The 17,833-nt window shown below is 28.9% G+C and carries 20 protein-coding genes; 16 read left to right on the top strand and 4 right to left on the bottom strand.

The window, feature by feature from the left end; genetic code table 11:
- The first annotated feature begins 19 nt into the window (after positions 1-19).
- Genes iorA through buk form a run of 3 tightly spaced genes read left to right on the top strand, consistent with a single transcriptional unit; the run spans position 20 to position 3,478 of the window.
- Entirely contained in the window at positions 20-1,804 is a 1,785-nt protein-coding gene (iorA, locus tag KXZ80_RS12335; protein ID WP_021433767.1) for an indolepyruvate ferredoxin oxidoreductase subunit alpha, read from the top strand.
- Complete coding sequence (locus KXZ80_RS12330) at positions 1,805-2,383, top strand: indolepyruvate oxidoreductase subunit beta (RefSeq protein WP_021433766.1); 579 nt, start codon at positions 1,805-1,807, stop codon at positions 2,381-2,383.
- 3 nt (positions 2,384-2,386) lie between these two features.
- Positions 2,387-3,478, top strand: coding sequence for a butyrate kinase (buk, locus tag KXZ80_RS12325; RefSeq protein WP_021433765.1), 1,092 nt, complete (start codon positions 2,387-2,389; stop codon positions 3,476-3,478).
- A 165-nt stretch (positions 3,479-3,643) separates the two neighbouring features.
- Here the strand turns inward: buk and KXZ80_RS12320 are convergent, their stop codons facing one another.
- Both KXZ80_RS12320 and KXZ80_RS12315 read right to left on the bottom strand, forming a co-directional pair.
- A complete protein-coding gene (locus KXZ80_RS12320; RefSeq protein ID WP_021429618.1) occupies positions 3,644-3,949 on the bottom strand; it encodes a DUF1540 domain-containing protein in 306 nt (101 codons plus the stop codon).
- 91 nt (positions 3,950-4,040) lie between these two features.
- The gene (locus KXZ80_RS12315) at positions 4,041-4,469 is read right to left on the bottom strand and encodes a hypothetical protein (RefSeq protein ID WP_021433764.1); all 429 of its coding nucleotides are present in this window, start codon (positions 4,467-4,469) and stop codon (positions 4,041-4,043) included.
- 155 nt (positions 4,470-4,624) lie between these two features.
- On the opposite strand from KXZ80_RS12315, the gene KXZ80_RS12310 reads away from it, so the two are divergent.
- The 11 genes from KXZ80_RS12310 (at position 4,625) to KXZ80_RS12250 (ending at position 13,418) form a co-directional block, all read left to right on the top strand.
- The gene (locus tag KXZ80_RS12310; RefSeq protein WP_021433763.1) at positions 4,625-5,623 is read left to right on the top strand and encodes an ion channel; all 999 of its coding nucleotides are present in this window, start codon (positions 4,625-4,627) and stop codon (positions 5,621-5,623) included.
- Between the two features lie 148 nt (positions 5,624-5,771).
- Positions 5,772-6,026 carry a thioredoxin-like (seleno)protein SaoT gene (gene saoT, locus KXZ80_RS12305; RefSeq protein WP_257439636.1) on the top strand — a complete coding sequence of 85 codons (255 nt, stop codon included), beginning with the start codon at positions 5,772-5,774 and terminating at the stop codon, positions 6,024-6,026.
- An 11-nt stretch (positions 6,027-6,037) separates the two neighbouring features.
- Complete coding sequence (saoE, locus tag KXZ80_RS12300; RefSeq protein ID WP_021433762.1) at positions 6,038-7,117, top strand: efflux transporter SaoE; 1,080 nt, start codon at positions 6,038-6,040, stop codon at positions 7,115-7,117.
- On the top strand, positions 7,107-7,571 hold the full coding sequence (gene saoC, locus KXZ80_RS12295; RefSeq protein WP_021433761.1) for a Cys-Cys-COOH (seleno)protein SaoC: 465 nt from the start codon (positions 7,107-7,109) through the stop codon (positions 7,569-7,571). The genes saoE and saoC overlap by 11 nt, the downstream gene beginning before the upstream one ends.
- A gap of 29 nt (positions 7,572-7,600) precedes the next feature.
- Entirely contained in the window at positions 7,601-8,713 is a 1,113-nt protein-coding gene (saoX, locus tag KXZ80_RS12290) for an ABC transporter substrate-binding subunit SaoX (RefSeq protein WP_021433760.1), read from the top strand.
- Complete coding sequence (saoB, locus tag KXZ80_RS12280; RefSeq protein ID WP_264317411.1) at positions 8,700-9,494, top strand: ABC transporter substrate-binding (seleno)protein SaoB; 795 nt, start codon at positions 8,700-8,702, stop codon at positions 9,492-9,494. Before saoX ends, saoB begins: the two co-directional genes overlap by 14 nt.
- Positions 9,461-10,267 carry an ABC transporter permease subunit SaoP gene (gene saoP, locus KXZ80_RS12275; RefSeq protein ID WP_264317410.1) on the top strand — a complete coding sequence of 269 codons (807 nt, stop codon included), beginning with the start codon at positions 9,461-9,463 and terminating at the stop codon, positions 10,265-10,267. The genes saoB and saoP overlap by 34 nt, the downstream gene beginning before the upstream one ends.
- Positions 10,267-11,019 (top strand): ABC transporter ATP-binding protein SaoA, encoded by a 753-nt coding sequence (saoA, locus tag KXZ80_RS12265; RefSeq protein ID WP_021433756.1) that lies wholly within the window; start codon positions 10,267-10,269, stop codon positions 11,017-11,019. The genes saoP and saoA overlap by 1 nt, the downstream gene beginning before the upstream one ends.
- A 7-nt stretch (positions 11,020-11,026) precedes the next feature.
- Positions 11,027-11,653, top strand: a complete 627-nt coding sequence (gene saoL, locus KXZ80_RS12260; RefSeq protein WP_264317409.1) for a MerB-like organometallic lyase SaoL — start codon at positions 11,027-11,029, stop codon at positions 11,651-11,653.
- Positions 11,654-11,825: 172 nt separating this feature from the next.
- Positions 11,826-12,353: a VanZ family protein gene (locus tag KXZ80_RS12255; RefSeq protein WP_021433753.1), complete on the top strand. Its 528-nt coding sequence runs from the start codon at positions 11,826-11,828 to the stop codon at positions 12,351-12,353.
- Positions 12,354-12,608: 255 nt separating this feature from the next.
- Positions 12,609-13,418, top strand: a complete 810-nt coding sequence (locus KXZ80_RS12250) for a CZB domain-containing protein (RefSeq protein ID WP_021433752.1) — start codon at positions 12,609-12,611, stop codon at positions 13,416-13,418.
- Positions 13,419-13,500: 82 nt separating this feature from the next.
- On the opposite strand, the gene KXZ80_RS12245 is transcribed toward KXZ80_RS12250, so the two are convergent.
- A complete protein-coding gene (locus tag KXZ80_RS12245; RefSeq protein WP_021433751.1) occupies positions 13,501-14,067 on the bottom strand; it encodes a CD3073 family putative ECF transporter S component in 567 nt (188 codons plus the stop codon).
- A gap of 176 nt (positions 14,068-14,243) precedes the next feature.
- Here KXZ80_RS12245 and KXZ80_RS12240 point away from each other — a divergent pair, with 176 nt between their 5' ends.
- A complete protein-coding gene (locus KXZ80_RS12240; protein WP_021433750.1) occupies positions 14,244-14,777 on the top strand; it encodes a CD3072 family TudS-related putative desulfidase in 534 nt (177 codons plus the stop codon).
- 89 nt (positions 14,778-14,866) lie between these two features.
- Here the strand turns inward: KXZ80_RS12240 and yidA are convergent, their stop codons facing one another.
- On the bottom strand, positions 14,867-15,676 hold the full coding sequence (yidA, locus tag KXZ80_RS12235) for a sugar-phosphatase (protein ID WP_021433749.1): 810 nt from the start codon (positions 15,674-15,676) through the stop codon (positions 14,867-14,869).
- A 235-nt stretch (positions 15,677-15,911) separates the two neighbouring features.
- On the opposite strand from yidA, the gene KXZ80_RS12230 reads away from it, so the two are divergent.
- A complete protein-coding gene (locus tag KXZ80_RS12230; protein WP_021433748.1) occupies positions 15,912-17,606 on the top strand; it encodes a M3 family oligoendopeptidase in 1,695 nt (564 codons plus the stop codon).
- Positions 17,607-17,833 lie beyond the last annotated feature (227 nt).

Genomic DNA, 17,833 nt, shown 5'->3' with positions numbered 1-17,833 from the left:
TAAAAATAGGGGGATAAAAATGAAACTATTAATGACTGGAAATGAAGCAATAGCTCGTGGAGTTTATGAAGCAGGGGTTAAGTATGCATCTGCATACCCAGGAACTCCAAGTACTGAGATATTGGAAAATGTAGCTACATACAAAGATAGCATATTAGCAGAGTGGGCACCAAATGAAAAAGTAGCACTTGAAGCAAGTATAGGAGGTTCTATAGCAGGGGCTAGAACACTAGCGTGTATGAAACATGTAGGTGTCAATGTAGCAGCAGACCCATTATTTACTTTTGCATATACAGGAGTAAATGGAGGATTGGTGTTAGTTTCAGCTGATGAGCCAGGAATGCATTCATCTCAAAATGAACAAGATAATAGAAATTATGCTAAATTTGCGAAAATAGCTTTGTTTGAACCATCAACTAGTCAAGAAGCTAAAGATATGCTAAAAGAAGCTTATAGTGTAAGTGAAGAATTTGATACTCCAGTTTTATATAGAGTTACAACTAGATTATGTCACTCAAAAGGTATAGTAAATTGCTCAGAAAGAGAAGAAGTAGGGGTAGCAGATTATGTAAAAGATGTACAAAAACGAGTTACTGTTCCAGCTCACTCTAGAAATCTTAGAGTAAAGGTTGAAGAAAGATTAAACAAGTTAAGAGCTTACTCAAATGCAACGGATTTAAACTACATAGAACTTAATAGTAAGGATATAGGCATAATAGCTAGTGGTGTATGCTATAACTATGCAAAAGAAGTGTTTAAAGATAATGTATCATACTTAAAATTAGGATTTACAAATCCATTACCAGATGTAAAAATAAAAAAATTTGCTAGCAAAGTTAAGAAAATATATGTAATAGAAGAAAATGATAGATTTATAGAAGACCAAGTAAAAGCTATGGGAATAGATGTAATAGGAAAAGATATATTCCCATACACAGGAGAAATGACTCCGGATGTAATAAGAAAGGTTATGTTAGGTGAAGAGAAAAAAACTATAGAATATAATGAAGATTTAGTAGTTGGAAGACCTCCAACATTATGTTCAGGATGTCCACATAGAGGATTTTTCTATGAAATAGGAAAAAGAAAAAATGTTATGGTTTCAGGAGATATTGGATGTTATTCACTAGGGTTTGCAAGTCCATACAATGCATTAGATTCAATAGTATGTATGGGAGCAAGTCTAAGTGTAGGCCATGGAGCACAACAAGTGTTTAATATGAAAGAAAATAATAACATGAGAGTAGTTGGAGTTTTAGGAGACTCTACATTCTTCCATACTGGAATAAACTCACTTATAGATATAGCATACAACCAAAGTAATGCAATATCTGTAATTTTAGATAATAGAATAACAGGTATGACAGGTCATCAACAAAATCCTGGAACAGGATATACATTACAAGGAAAAGAAGTAAAAGAATTAGATATTGAAAAATTAGTTTTAGCTTGCGGTATAAATCATGTAAGAACCATAGATCCAAACAACTTAAAAGAAGTAAATGATGCACTAGATTGGGCACTTAAATTAGATGAACCTAGCGTTATAATAACAAGATGGCCATGTGTTCTTAAAAAGTTCTCTAAAGAAGATAAAGAAGAGTTTAGAGGTGCATTTAAACAAAAATGTAATGTAGATAAAGATTTATGTATAGGATGTAAATTATGTATAAAATCTGGATGTCCATCTATATCATTTGATAAAGAAACTAAAAAAGCATGTATTGAAAAAACTAGCTGTGTAGGATGTGAAGTATGTTCACAAATATGTCCAAAACAAGCTATATATAAGGGGGATAAATAAATGACAAAGAGTGTACTTTTAGTTGGAGTTGGGGGTCAAGGTACTATACTTGCTAGTAAGCTTCTAACAATTGGTCTTATGGAGTCAGGATATGATGTAAGTATGAGTGAAATACATGGGATGAGTCAGCGTGGAGGGTCTGTATCTTCTCAAGTTAGATATGGTGATAAAGTTTATTCTCCAGTTATAGAAAAAGGTGGAGCTGATATTTTAGTTTCATTTGAAAAAATGGAAGCATTAAGATGGTTAGATTACTTAAAAGATAATGGAAAAATAATAGTCAATGACTATCAAATAAATTCAATGCCAATATTAAATGGAAAAGCTGAATACAAAGGAAATGAAATAAGTGAAGAGTTATTGAGAGTAGGAGCTAAATTGATAGATGCATCAAAGAGTGCTATTGAACTTGGAAACCCAAAAACAATGAATATAATTTTACTTGGAAGCTTAGTGAAATCTATGAACCTTGAACATATTGACTGGAATCAAATTATAAGTGATAATGTAAAAAAGGAGTTTGTAGACATAAATATAGAAGCATTTAAAGTAGGAATGAATTTAGTCAAAGGGGAGTAGTTTATGGGGTATAAAATATTAGCGATTAATCCAGGTTCAACATCTACTAAAATTGCAGTATATGAAGATGAAAATATGCTTTTTTCGAAAAGTATAAATCATAGTGCAAATGAATTAGAAAAGTATAATAGTATAACTGATCAATTTGAAATGAGAAAAGAAAGCATTTTAAATATCCTTCAGGAAAACGATTTTAAAAAAGAAGAATTAGATTCTATAGTGGGAAGAGGTGGGATACTTCCCCCTGTAAAATCAGGAGCTTATTTAGTAAATGATGCTATGGTAGATAGGTTGAAGAATAAACCTATAATAGAACATGCATCAAACTTAGGGGCGCTTATTTCTTATGAAATAGCTAAAGAAATAGGAGTAAATGCATATATATACGATAGTGTAGCAGTTGATGAATTAGATGATGTAGCTAGAGTATTAGGGTTTCCAGAAATAAAGAGAAACTGCTTGAGCCATGCATTAAACTCAAGAGCTATGGCTATTAAATTTTCAAAGGAAAACAATAGAGATTATAAAGATATGAATTTAATAGTAGCACATCTTGGAGGAGGAATAACTATAGCTGCACATAAAAATGGTCACATGGTAGATGTAGTATCTGATGACGAGGGTCCATTTTCTCCAGAAAGAAGTGGAAGAATACCTGTTAAAAAGGTTGTAGATATGTGCTTTAGTGGTAAATATACTCAAAAAGAAATGTTGAAAAAAATTAGAGGAAAAGGTGGAATAGTAGGTCATTTAAATACTGTAGACATTAGAGAAGTTGAACAAATGATTGAAAACGGTGATGAAAAAGCTAAATTAATATATGAGGCTTTAATTTACCAAGTTGCAAAGGGAATAGGCGAGTTATCTACAGTTTTAGATGGAGATGTGGATGCAATCATTTTAACTGGAGGAATTGCATACTCTAAAAATTTAACTAAAAAACTAAGTGATAAAGTAAGATTTATTGCACCAGTAACTGTGCTAGCAGGAGAAAATGAGTTAGAAGCTCTTTCTTATGGAGCGTTAAGAATTTTAAAAGGTGAAGAGAATTATAGAGAATATGAAGAATTAATTGAAGATTTAAGTTTCAATTAAAATAAAAAGAGCTGAATAATATATAAAACGCTTAAGATAAATTTGTATGATTTGCTCCATGAAAGCAAAATGCGCTTTCAAAATGTCGCTAAATCATACAAATTTATCATCAGCTATATATTATCATCAGCTCTTTTTTATTTTGTAAATAATATAGTGTGGGGACTATTTAGTTACAAAAGTTTCGCAAGATGCATCTTGCATGTTTATTTGAACAGACTCAGCCTTACAACATCCATTGCTATTGTGCTTACAGTGATCAGCACCACAAGAGATAGAATGAGTTTTAGCGCAAGTGCATTCTCCAGAACAGTTAGTGAATGAACTTGATGCTTTATCTTGGTAAGTTGCACAGTTTGTTTGAGCTGTTGTTTTTGCTCTAGAACCTTTTACTTGAATTCCAGATGCATAACAGCCTCCACTGTTGTTATATGCACAACTTGTAGCTGAACAGTTTATAGGATTTGACATATAAATACCTCCAAAATAAAATAAATTCATAGTCAGTTGACTATGAATTTATTATTTGTTTATTTTAAAAAAATATTAGTAGTATATAAATTTAATTTCTTAAACAATTTTCACAAAGCACATTTACATCATCGAAAGTTTCTCGGCCGAAGTTATCATTTATATGATAAACATTTAAATTGTCACTACATCCACACTTAGAACATTCATAGTCGTAAAAATCTAAAGTTTTTTCTTTAAATAATTTCCAATGTAGCGAGTTTAAGTAAGATGCATAATCAACTTGAATAGCTGACTCTAAAAATTTTAAATATAGTGTATCTAAATCAACATGATTTAAATTAGTATATTCTGGGCTAAAATCATTGCATGAATCTCCATTTAAAGGAGTACTATTTGAAAGCACACATTTTATATCGTAAGTAAAATCATCATTAGGACCCTCTAAAGAAAGATGATTACAGTAGGAGCAACATTTTTTCGGTAGTTTTTCCTCTAAAACTTTTATCTTTGTATTCATAAATTTATCCTCCCCCAAATGGTTATTTGTACAAGTATATTAAGAAAAGTAGGACATTATGATAAAAATGATATGACAAAAATTTTATTTCAAAGGATTCTCAAAATATTAAACCGAAATAGTTAATATTATAAAATTATTTTTGGAGAATAAATATGAAAACTATTGAGTTTAATAAATTAAGAAAAGTCGCTAACCACGAAGTTAATAATAGACTTAATGATAAAAATATAAAAGATATAAGTTCTTATGAATTTAATAAATATATAAAAATAGATGAGATTTTAGATTCAAAAGTTGTTAAAAACACAAAGTTTGAAAGCAGAAAGATAAAGGATATGCAATTTGAAAATATAGAATTTATAAATTGCAGTTTTGAAAATAGTGTATTCATAAATTGTAAATTTAATAAAGTTAGGTTTATAGATTGTAACTTTAAAAATTCAATATTAAGATACACTCAATTAAATAATCTTATAACTGAACATAGCAACTTTAAAAAAAGTATTTTTATTAATTGTCATATAGATTTTATGACAATCAAGGATTGCGATTTAAAATCATTTAAGTTAACTGAATCCTATATATATAACTTAGAATTTGATGATAGCTTAGTTACTAAGTTTAATGAAGATACATTCTTTGACGAGTTAAATAATGAAAGCTATGAAAGTTGTTATAAATTTTATAGAACTATAGCTTATAAATTTCAAGAAAATAATTTATTAGCTAAGTATGGAGAATACTTATATATTTATAAAACTATAGAACGAAAAACTTTAAAGGGAATAAAAAGATTTAAATCAGATGCACTTTGGTTAATTTGCGGATATGGAGAAAGACCAACTTATGCGCTTATAACATCTTTAGAACTTATATTTTTATTTACTATATTATATCTAATCTTTGGACTTAAAATAGGAAGTGAAATTATATCTTATAAAGAACTATTTTTTACAGAAAAATCAGCAAATGTGATGATAGATGATTTTGTGAGAGCATTTCATTTTAGTATAGTTACATTTACAACAGTGGGTTACGGGGATATAACTCCATTTGGATATAGCATATTTTTATCAGGAATAGAAATGTTTTTAGGGGTAACAATGGTTGGTATTTGGACAGCGACGCTTGCAAGAAAAATAAACAGATAAAAATCTAAATAGAATATATCTATACTATAATGTTGTTGTATAGATATATTCTATTTTACAATGTCTGAAAATTCTATGTATAATAAAAGAGCTTGAGTGTAAAAAAATGTAAATAAAACGGGAAAAAGGAAAAAATAAAGGAGGAGAAATGTCAAAAGTTTTAGTAGAGTTTATAAATACATGACCTACATGTGATGAGCATGGAATGCTAATAAGAAAGCTAGGGGAACTTTATAAAGAAAAGATTGATATAAAATTATATCAAGCGGGAAAAGATTTTACTTATTTAAAAAAATACGGAATCATAACAAAAGGAACAATGATTATAAACCAAAGAAAAAAATATGATAGGCTTTCAAAAGATATCATAGAAAAAGCAATAACAGACGCTATAAACAATTAGGGGAGAATTAAATGTATATTTTAGATTTTTTCAAAGATGTACTACTAGCATCTATAAGTATATTAAATGGAGCTTCAGGTTGGTTAATAATAAGTTTTATAATAGCAGGTCTACTACATAATCTAATAAGTCCAGAAAAATTTCAAAAATCTCTTGGAAATAAAAAAATATCATCATTATTAAAGAGTACAGTTTCAGGAATGTTACTACCAATATGTAGCTGTGGAGTTATACCTATAGGAATAAGTATGTACTATTCTGGAGCTTATCTAGGTCCAGTTTTAGCTTTTATGACATCAACTCCAATTATAAATCCAATAGCAGTAGTATTAAGTTTAGGATTATTAGGGCCAGATATAACTATTATTTATGTTATATCGGGATTTGTCGTGCCAATAATAGTAGGACTTTTAGGAAACTACTTAGGTAAAAATGAATTATGTATAAATCAGCAAGAAGATGAAGAAATAGCTATTGAACTAGAAGAAGAAGAGCTAAGCTTTAAAGAAAAAGTGATAGAAGGATTAAAATGGTCATTTTCTGAATTAGCACTTACAATTAGTAAATATGTTGTGATAGGTATGCTTGTTGCAGGATTTATAACAACAGTGTTTCCAAGTAGTATAATTCAAAAATACTTAGGAAACCCAGGGGTTTTATCTTTAGGAAGCATAGCAGTCCTTGCATGTATTATGTACGTTTGTGCGGTTGGGCATATACCATTTATTGCTGCATTAGTAGCAAGTGGAGCATCACCAGGGATAGCTATAACATTTTTAATAGCTGGAGCTGCTACAAATTTACCAGAACTTATAAGTATGTATAAAGTAATAGGAAAGAGAACTGTAGCTATATATTCTATAACACTTACAACTTGCTCGCTAGTTATTGGATATATAACGAATTTCCTTTTAATGGGAAAGGCAACAAATATAAATATAAGTTACAAGCAGGAATCTATAAGCATAGCTAATACTATAATGTTAAATATACCGGATTCAGTAAAATACATATGCTCATTTATAATATTTTTATTTTTCATAAAAGCTATAATGCCTAGCTTAAGAAAGGTTGTAAAAAATGAAGCGTAAAAAATTTTTAATAATACTTTCTATAATAGTTTTATTAATAGGAATTGCAGTATATAGCAAAGAGAAAAAGAAGCAAGAAAGTAGCCTTCCAAATGTAAATGAAGAGTATTTAAACTATTTTAAAGAAAATGCCAAATATGAAAAAATACTTACGTACACACAGCACGATATAAATAACGATAAAGTCGATGATTTATTAGTTGTTTATAAAAAAGGGAAAAACCATAATGAAATGGTTGGAGTTATAAGTGAAAATGAAAACGTTTATATGACAGAGCCTATAAGAGCACCTATAGATGATATTTTAATAGAATTTAAAGATATAGATGATAAAAATGAAATGGAACTTATATTGTCTGGATCTAAAAATGGAAATGTAGGATATGCAATATATAGATTAGAAAATAAAAAATTAATAGATTTATTCGGAGAAGGCATGAATGCATGTTGCTAATATAAATTCAACAAAGGGGAGAATTAAAAGTGAAAATTTCAAAGAAGGTAAAGTCATTAGTACTAATAGGTGCAATAAGCACTACAGTTTTAACAGGATGTAGTAGCAAAGAAAATAAACAAGAAACTGCAACAAAAGGAAGTTCAGATTATACAATTAAACTAGGTTATTATAATTGTGACCATATGACAGCTGCTCCAGTTGCAGTAGATGCTGGAATTTATAAAGATTTAGGTCTTAACGTTGAGGCTGTAGGTAATGGTAAAGTTCCAGAAGCTATGGCAGCTGGGCAAATGGATGCAGGATACATAGGAACTAAAGGATTGGTGGGTGCTATCCCAAAAGGATCACCAATAGTTGTAGCTGCAAATAACCATAGAGGTGGATCTGAATACTTAGTAGTTGCAAACGATATAAAAGATCCTAAAGAATTAATAGGACAAAAAATAGCTTCAGATCCAGATGGTGATTTACTATGGACTACAGACTACGGCCCAGAAACAGGACTTCCAGTAGACTCATCTAAATATCAAGTTGTAAATATAGACTCTAGTAAAGATGCATACTTAGCATTAAAAACAGGTCAAATAAAAGCATTCAGTACATGTGATCCATGGGGATCTGTAGCAGAAAAAGAAGGCGTTGGTAAAATAATTTCATCAACTCAATATAAAGAAAAAAATACAGGGAAAGAATACAACTGTTGTTCATTCTCATTAAACACTAACTTTGTAAAAGAACATCCAGATTTAGCTGAAAAAATGGTTTTAGCACATACAAAAGCTATAGAGTACATATACACAAATCCAGTTAAAGCAGCTAAAATATTTGCTAAAAACTATAGTGTAGATGAAGAAGTAGCATTAATGACTATATATAAAAAGACTGTAGGAGAAGGAAGAACTCTTACATGGAAAATAACTGGAGATGAATATAAAAATAATTTAGATATGTATAAAGATAATAAGGCATTAGATGAAATACCTGATTATGATAAAGTTGTAAATGATAAGCTTTTAAAATCTTGTGGAGCAGATGATTTTGATAAATTTATAAAAGAAAAAGTAGATCCAGTATTCCCTAAAGGTATGAGCTATGAAGATTGGAAAGCAAAGGCAATGGAGATAGATGGACAAAACTAAAAATATAATTTTAGGTTTAATTATTATAGTAGGAAGCTTAGGAATATTATTTTTTAATCCTAAGACTGAGAAAATAGATGGAAATATAAGAATAGGGGTATCGGATGATACCTCTGGTTTTATCATTGACTATATGATAAACAAAGATTATTTTACAGATGTTGAAATTGAAAATTTAATAGAGCAATATTCTATAAATGATTGTTGAGCAAGTACCATGCAGTGGGCTCTGAGTTCAGAGCAAATAGATATGGCTATAATTTGTAAAGAAGCGGCAAAAAAATTTATAGAGTATGATAAAAATTTTGAAATTGTAGATACTGTAGTTCAAAACTCTGATGTGTTTTTAGTTAAAAATAAAAATATAAAAAAAGTAGGGGTTACACAAAATCGGAATTATCAAATTGATTTACTAAAAGAGCATTATGAAAGTGCAAAGGAAGTACCTTTTATAAGTGGAGGACTAGCTTATGCATTAGAAAGCGACAAAGTAGATGCTATAGTAATTGATAGTATAAAAGCACTTAGTTTAAATGGTAAAAAATTTTCTACAGCAATAAACAAGGATTATGATACATATGTAATGGTTGTAAATAAATCATTTAAACAAAATAAATTATATACTCAATTTATAAAACTATATAACCAAAGTGTAAAAGAATTAAATGATGAAAACTTGTTAAAAAAAGAACTAGAAAAATATACAGATACAGAGATATCAAAAGAAGTTTGGGGTGAGTTTAAAAAGTGGAATTTAAAGTTTCTGCAAATACAGAAATAAATAAAAAAAGAGGATTAAATAAAAAGTTTTTAGATGCATTTTATAAAATATTATTATTTATAGTAATAATAGGAATATGGCAAATAAGTGCACAAAGAATAGGAAGCTCACTTTTACTTCCTATGCCAATGGATGTGTTTCATGGATTTATAACATGTATAACAGACCCTGAAATTGTAAAAAACGTATTAATTACTATGCAAAGAGTATTAAAGGGATTTATGTATGCTATGGGATTTGGACTTCCTCTAGGGTTGATTATGGGGTTCTCATCAACTTTTGAGAAGGTATTTTCTCCAGTAGTAGATTCAGCAAGACAAGTACCTATAATGGCTTGGGTTCCATTAACTATAGTATGGTTTGGGATAGGAGATGGACCAACAATATTTTTAATAGCTTTTGCAGGAGTATTCCCTATAATCCTTAATACAATTCAAGGTGTTAGATCTATATCAAAAGATTATTATAACGCAGCAAAAAGTATGGGAGCATCTCCGTTTGTAATATTTACTAATGTAATGCTACCAGCAGCTCTTCCAGATATTTTAACTGGAGCAAGACTTGCAATAAGTACTGGTTGGATGTCTGTAATCTGAGCCGAGTTTATAGCAACGAGTGCCGGTCTCGGTTACTCTATGGTACAAGCTCAAACAATGATGAATACAGGGCTTTTAATTGGACTTATGATATTTGCAGCATTAATAGGATTCATAATCGATAGAATATTAAAATTTATAAACAAGAGCCTTTGCAAATGGAGGTTTGATAATTAATGAAACTAAAAATAGATAATATAAGTAAAACTTTTATAAATAATAAGGTAGAGCATAAAGTATTAGAGGATATAAACCTAGATATAAAAGAAGGGGAATTTGTATCATTACTAGGTCCATCTGGTTGCGGGAAAACTACATTATTAACTATAATAGGAGGTTTTCAAACTTGTGAAAACGGTCAGGTTTTACTAGATAATAAAGTAGTAGATAAACCAGGTATAGATAGAGCATTTGTATTTCAAAATTATGCATTATTTCCGTGGAAAACAGTAAAAGGAAATGTTGAATTTCCAATGAAGCAACAAAAAATGTCTAAAAAAGAAAGAGAACAGAGATTAGAAGAACTGTTATCAATATCAGATTTAAAAGGAAAAGAAAAGATGTATCCACATCAGCTATCAGGGGGAATGAAACAAAGGGTCGCTGTTATAAGAGCGCTGGCATGTAACCCAGAAGTTCTTTTAATGGATGAGCCTTTAGGAGCGGTTGATTTTCAAATGAGACAAAATCTTCAAGAAGAACTAGAAAATATTTGGATGAAAAAAAAGATAACTGCAATAATGGTTACTCATGATGTAGATGAAGCGGTATATATGAGTGATAGAGTTGTAGTTATGTCTAGAGATAAAGGGAGTATATTAGAAGATTTAAAAATAGATTTAGATAGACCAAGAGACAGAGAGAGCGAAGAATATCTAGAATACAAAAATAGATTAACAAAAAAATTATCAGCATGTTATGGAGTATAAATTAAAAATGAAAAATAACAAGTATAGAAGTTTAGATGAAATACAAAAAAATATTAGAGTATCAATTATGGATATGATAATCGAAAAAGAAAGACCTGTAAGTATAGATGAAAGCATAGTTTTTTTAGAAGATAGACTAAGCTTAAAAAGAGAGTACATAAAAGAAACGTTAGAATTGTTTGTAAAGAAAAATATAATGGTAGTGGATGATGAAAACTATATAAATTTTATATATCCAGTATCAGCACACCCAACTATGCATAGAGTTAAGTTAGCAGACAATAGAGAATTTAATGCAATGTGTGCAATAGATGCAATGGGATGGAGATGTACTTTCAATCAAGATATAGATATAAAATCTAACTGTTATGTAACTGGAAATGAAATCAATATATCGATAAAGGACGGTAAGGTAACAAGTTTAAATAATCCTGATTTAAGAGTACTTCATTTAAATTTGGATAAGCACGAAAATTGGGCAGCAAACTGTTGAAACATCATGAATTTCTTCTGGACGAAGAATGAGTTTGATAGATGGGTAAAAGAAAATGGATTTGAAAATGATGAAGATATATACTGCTTAGATATAAATGAAGCTATGGATGCTTCATATGACATATTTTATGTAGGCTAAAAAAGAAGCTACCTTAAACAGGTAGCTTCTTTGATTTTTCAAATAAAATTCATTTACTATTTTTAGATTTGTAGTATAATAAGTACTTATATAAAAGTGATTTATCACGAAATTAAACTTTTAGGTATATATTAAACTTGTGCCTATATTGTGAAAGACAGGTGATGGCGGTATGAAAAAAATAGTATGCTTACTACTAGTAGTAATGACTATGGGAGGTATGTATTATTTTTCTAGTCAAGAAGGAGATGTATCAAAACAACAATCTGATACAGCTGTTAGTGTAATTGATAAAATTAGATCAGAAGTAACTTTAAAAGATCATAATATAATAAGTGTAAAAGAAAAAGTTTTTGACAAACTTAAGCAATATGGAGATAAGGGGTATATAGTTAGAAAAATGGCTCATTTTAGTATATATGCAGGTATAGGATTTTCTATAAGTTTACTTATATATGCGCTTAGTAGAAGAATATACATAGCTAGTATTGTAGCCATGATAGCAAGTATATCATATGCTTATTATGATGAGATGAGACAGTTAGCGGTAGCTGGAAGAGTAGGTAGCATGAAAGATGTTCTTATAGACTCATCAGGAGCTCTTACAGGCATCTTAATACTGTTTGTAATAGTAATAGTGTTTAAAGGTATTAGAGGGTTCTTTAACTTTATATTTAAAAGACATAGCAAAGCTGTATAGGGTGCTTCGTGGGAGTATATAGAAGTTTCTTACAACAGGTTGGGAAAAAAGCCTGAAATGTTTCGAAACTTATATATACTCCCACTTTGCGTAGTAGAAGTTAAATGTAAAAAATGAGAAAGATTCTCAAAAGGACTAGAATATTATTGGTAAGATTTGGTATAATTAGAAAGCTAATGATTTTTAATTATAATTTTAATAATAAATTATTAGAATTTATAGGGTTTATATCATTTTAAGGAAGGGAATTTAACGATGATAAATGAAGAAAGATTACCTCATGTTATATTTAGGGTAGCTGACAATCTATATGCAATTGATAGTAGCGTTACAATTGCTCTAACAGAGTTTCCTGAAAATATAACTTCAATACAAAAAGGTGAGAAATTTGAACTAGGGGTTATGCAATTAAGAAATCAAATAGTACCAGTTATGAGTATGAGAAGTTTATTTGGATGTAAATCATCTGAAGAAGAATATGAAGATTTTAAAGCTATGATAGATATTAGAAAAAATGATCATATTAAGTGGGTAAATGAATTGAAAAATTCAGTGAATGAAAATAGAGAATTTACTTTAACTACAAATCCACATCAATGTGCATTTGGTAAATGGTATGATAACTTTTCAACTGATATACAAAGTATCAATTTTCATATGAAAAAGATAGATTCACCACATACTTTACTACATGAGATAGCTATAGAAGTTGAGAAATGTAAAAAAGAAAAAAATGAAGAGATTAGGGAAAAAAAATTGCTAGATTTGCTTAATAAAGCAGAAAAACAATATATGGAAAAAGTACTTGAATTATTAGATAAAACAAAAGACATTTTTAAAGATCATTATCATGATATGGTAATTGTAATTATGCAAAATAATAGATTTATAGGTCTTGCAGTAGATGAAATTTTAACTGTAGACAATTTTATAAAAAATGAAACTTCAGAAAGTAATTTTATAATTGACCAACCTAAATATATTTCTGCAATTGGAGAAACTAAAGATATCGATGAACGTATATTTTTAATTAAAGAAGATAAATTATTTGAGTTATATAAATAGATAGAATATTACATGAAAAAAGGGTGTCGCAAATATTAATACGACACCCTTTTTTACAGAGTGCTTTAAAAAGGTTATTATATTATGAAACTTTATAAGTCTGTTTAGAAAACTGAGATATAAAGTTTTTTGGCATTTTACTTAAGAAATAAACCACTAAAATACAAGATAAAGGTTTATCTACTATATTACTAATAATTCTTGGGATAAATGCAGCTGTAAAAATTTCTTGTCCAGATTGAACTAAAAAGCCAACCAATAAGTCTGCTCCACTTCCACTTAAACCTCCGAATAATAGTATTGAAATAGGTGTTCCTATTAAAGGGCAAACTACAGCTAATAATAATCCTGTAAGTATAGCCTCTTTGTAACCAAATGATTTTTTTCTAGCTATAAATCCAACTATAACACCTAGTGCTATATTAACTAAAGCAAATGGTATATTTGTAGGATCGGATATTACACCAAGGACTAAATTTGTTCCTCCACCTATAAGTGCTCCCAATAAAGGTCCAAGTACAACAGCCCCAAGTACTGTTCCAACGGTATCTAAAAATAGTAATGGAATGTTTAACATACCGACAAACATGCCGAAAACTATATTTACTAATATACACATTGCGCTAAATGTTATTTTCTTTGTATTCATGATTACGATTTCCTCCGCAATTAAATTATTAGTACATAATTAATAATAATACAAAACCACCAATTTTTGAAATCGGAAATATTTATAATTAAATTGTCTAAAATAGTAAAAATCTATAACACACCAATTATTTGCTGTGATACTATGAAAATATTAATAAAATTAAGGAGATATATATGGAAAGAAAAAGGGAAATAGTAGCTGTTTGCCACTGTATATTAAATTGTAACTCTAAAGTGGAAGGGCTATCTAATGATAAAGGGTCACATAATGTTTCGTTACAAATTTTAAGTAGTGGGTATGGAATAATTCAATTACCTTGTCCTGAGATGGTTATGTATGGAATTAAAAGGTGGGGGCATGTAAAAGAACAATTTGATAATTTGTTTTATAGAAATCAATGCAAGATTATGCTAGATCCATACATAAAACAATTTGAAAACTATATTAAAAATAATTACAAAATTAAAGCTATAATAGCTATAGATGGAAGTCCTAGTTGTGGATATAATAAAACTTGTAGTTCTGATAATTGGTTTGGAGAGTTAAGTGGATGTAATAATTTATCCGAAAAATTAAGTGATATAAAAATGATAGATGGAAAAGGAATATTTATTGAAGAACTAGAAAAATTACTAGAAGAAAATAACTTAGAAATACCAATTATAGGTCTAGATGAAAGTGTTGGATTAGATATAAATACAATTTAAATGCATATTAATTATAATAAAAAGGTGAACTAAGTTAACTCTTAAGAAAGGATTAATTTAGTTCACCAATATTAAAATAAATTTAAAATCTATAATATAAAGTCAGATATAACCTTAGCAACACCGTGGTTATTATTAGTTTCAGTAATATGATTAGCTATTTCTTTTATACTATCTCGAGCATTACCCATAGCAACTCCAAGCCCTGCAAACTCAATCATATGTCTATCATTTTCTTCATCTCCAACAGCTATAACTTCAGAAGGGTCTATGCCTAACTTATCACATAGAGCTTGTAATCCTGAACCTTTGTTAACTTTCTTATTTAAAAACTCTAAGAAAAATGGAGCTGAACGAACTATAGTATATTTATCATGGAACTCTTGTGGAATTTTAGTTATGATATCCTCTATAATTTCGGGTTCATCAACTAGCATAACTTTACAGAACGTCAAATCTGAATTAATTTCATTTTCATCCATACAAATAACAGGAATGTTATTAAGTGTAGATTCATGAACACTGTATTTAGGAATTTCTGTATAAGGAACAACTAAAGAATCCGGAGTGTTTATATGAATTTTTATATCATGTTTTTTAGCTAATTCATTATATATATAATCGAAATCTTCATGACTCATTTCTATATTAGAAATAACATCTTGAGAAGTAATTTCTTGAACAAGTCCACCATTAAATGTAACAACATAATTTTCTTCGTCATTAAGTTTTAATTCTTTTAATAAAGTTTGAACCCCTGGAAGTGGTCTACCAGTTGATAATACAACTTTAACACCTTTTTCTTTTGCATTTTGTATTGCATCAAAAACCTCTTGTGTAACCTTTTTTTCACTATTTAGTAATGTGCCGTCTATGTCTAATGCGATTAGTTTATACATAAATTCCTCCCAATAAATCAATTTAATTTGTTAAGTACAGTTTATATTATAGTCAAAATTTTATCAATAGTTTAGGGTGTAGTAAAATGCAAAAACTAAATGAATAGTGGGTTAATTGACTTTAAATTATACGTATAGTAAAGTAAGTTTAAAGATATAAATTAGTAAAAATTTACATAAATTATAGCTTTTAACATAAGCTAAAACTACAAATAATATATGACGAGGTGATAAAATGAAATTTAAGGATTTTAAATACAAAAGACCTAATTATGAAAAAATAAAAAATGAATTTAAAAGTCTAGTAAAAAACATGGAAACTAGTGCAAATTATGATGAGCTTAGAAAGAATATAGATGATATCAATAAACTAAGAAATCATATAGATAGTATGGCAACGCTAGTTTCTATAAGATACAGTATAAATACTGAAGATGAATTTTATGCAAAAGAAAAAGAGTATTGGGATGAAAATGGACCTCATTATGAAGAGTTAAACTCGCTATTCTATAAAGCTCTAGTGAATTCAAAATTTAAAGATAAACTTACACAAGAGCTAGGCAAACAATTTATGTCTATAGCTGACTATTCTCTACAAGCATTTTCCAAAGAAATAATATCTGAGTTGCAAGAAGAAAATAAATTAGCATCAGAATATACTAAACTTTTAGCATCTGCAAAAATTCCTTTTGATGGAGAAGAAAGAAACCTTTCAGGACTAGGGCCTTATATGACATCTCCATTTAGAGATGAAAGAGAAAAATCATCACAAGCATATTATGGATTCTTTGAAGCAAATGAGAAAAAATTTGATGACTTATTCGATAAACTAGTAAAAGTAAGAGATAAGATGGCTAAAAAACTAGGTTTTGAAAATTTCGTAGAACTTGGTTACATAAGAATGCTAAGAACTGATTATAATGCAGAAATGGTTGATAACTTTAGAAAACAAGTAAGTGAGTATATAGTTCCTGTTGCAAATAAATTATATAAAAGACAAAAGGAAAGATTAGGACTTCAACAATTTAGATACTTTGATGAAAACTTTGAGTTTAATAGTGGGAATGCAAAACCTAAAGGAGACTCTGATTTTATAATGAAAAATGGTATTTTAATGTATTCAGAGCTTTCTAAGGAAACTAATGAGTTCTTTAAATACATGATGGATCATGAATTAATGGACTTAGAAACTAAAAAAGGAAAAGGTGCTGGAGGATATTGTACATATATACCAGAATATAAGGCTCCTTTCATATTCTCAAACTTTAATTCAACAGCAGATGATATAGATGTTTTAACTCATGAAGCTGGACATGCATTCCAAGTTTATATGTCAAGATGGATTGAAATTCCAGATATAAACTTCCCAACATACGAAAGTTGTGAAATACATTCTATGAGTATGGAATTTATAACTTGGCCTTGGATGGAACTTTTCTTTAAAGAAGACACTGATAAATATAAATTTGTCCATTTAGGTAGTGCTATAAAATTTATCCCTTATGGAGTTTTAGTAGATGAGTTCCAACACATAATATATGAAAATCCAAATATGACTAAAGACGAAAGAAAATTAGTTTGGAGAGATTTAGAAAAGAAATATCAACCACACAAAGATTATGAAGGTAATGATTTCTTAGAACGAGGTGGATGGTGGTTTAAGCAAGGCCACATATTTAAAAATCCATTCTATTATATAGATTATACGTTAGCTCAAATTTGTGCACTTCAATTCTGGAAAAAGATGCAAGTAGACAGAGTTAAAGGATGGCAAGATTATCTAAATATTTGTAGAATAGGTGGAACTAAATCTTTCTTAGATATTGTTAAATATGCTAATTTAAGATCTCCTTTTGAAAAAGATTGTGTAAGCAGCGTTATTGAAAGTATTGATGAATATTTACAATCTATAAATGATAAGAATATGTAAGTGGTTTAGATAGCTAGGGTGTTTATTTAGTATTTCCTGCACACCAAGTCCTAAAGTTCGAGGACTTGAAGTGTTACGTCAATACTAAATAAACACCCTTTTTTATTTTAAAACCACAAAAAATATTTTAAGAAAAAAATGGAAAATTATAAAAGCAATTGACTATTATTCTCAATGGTGCTATAATAAGAACAAATAAAAGTGATAATTAATTTCAAATAGTAATT

The sequence above is a fragment of the Paraclostridium bifermentans genome, assembly GCF_019916025.1.
Taxonomy (GTDB): domain Bacteria; phylum Bacillota; class Clostridia; order Peptostreptococcales; family Peptostreptococcaceae; genus Paraclostridium; species Paraclostridium bifermentans.
The sequence above is the reverse complement of the archived record's forward strand: the minus strand, read 5'-3'. Positions and strand labels throughout refer to the sequence as shown.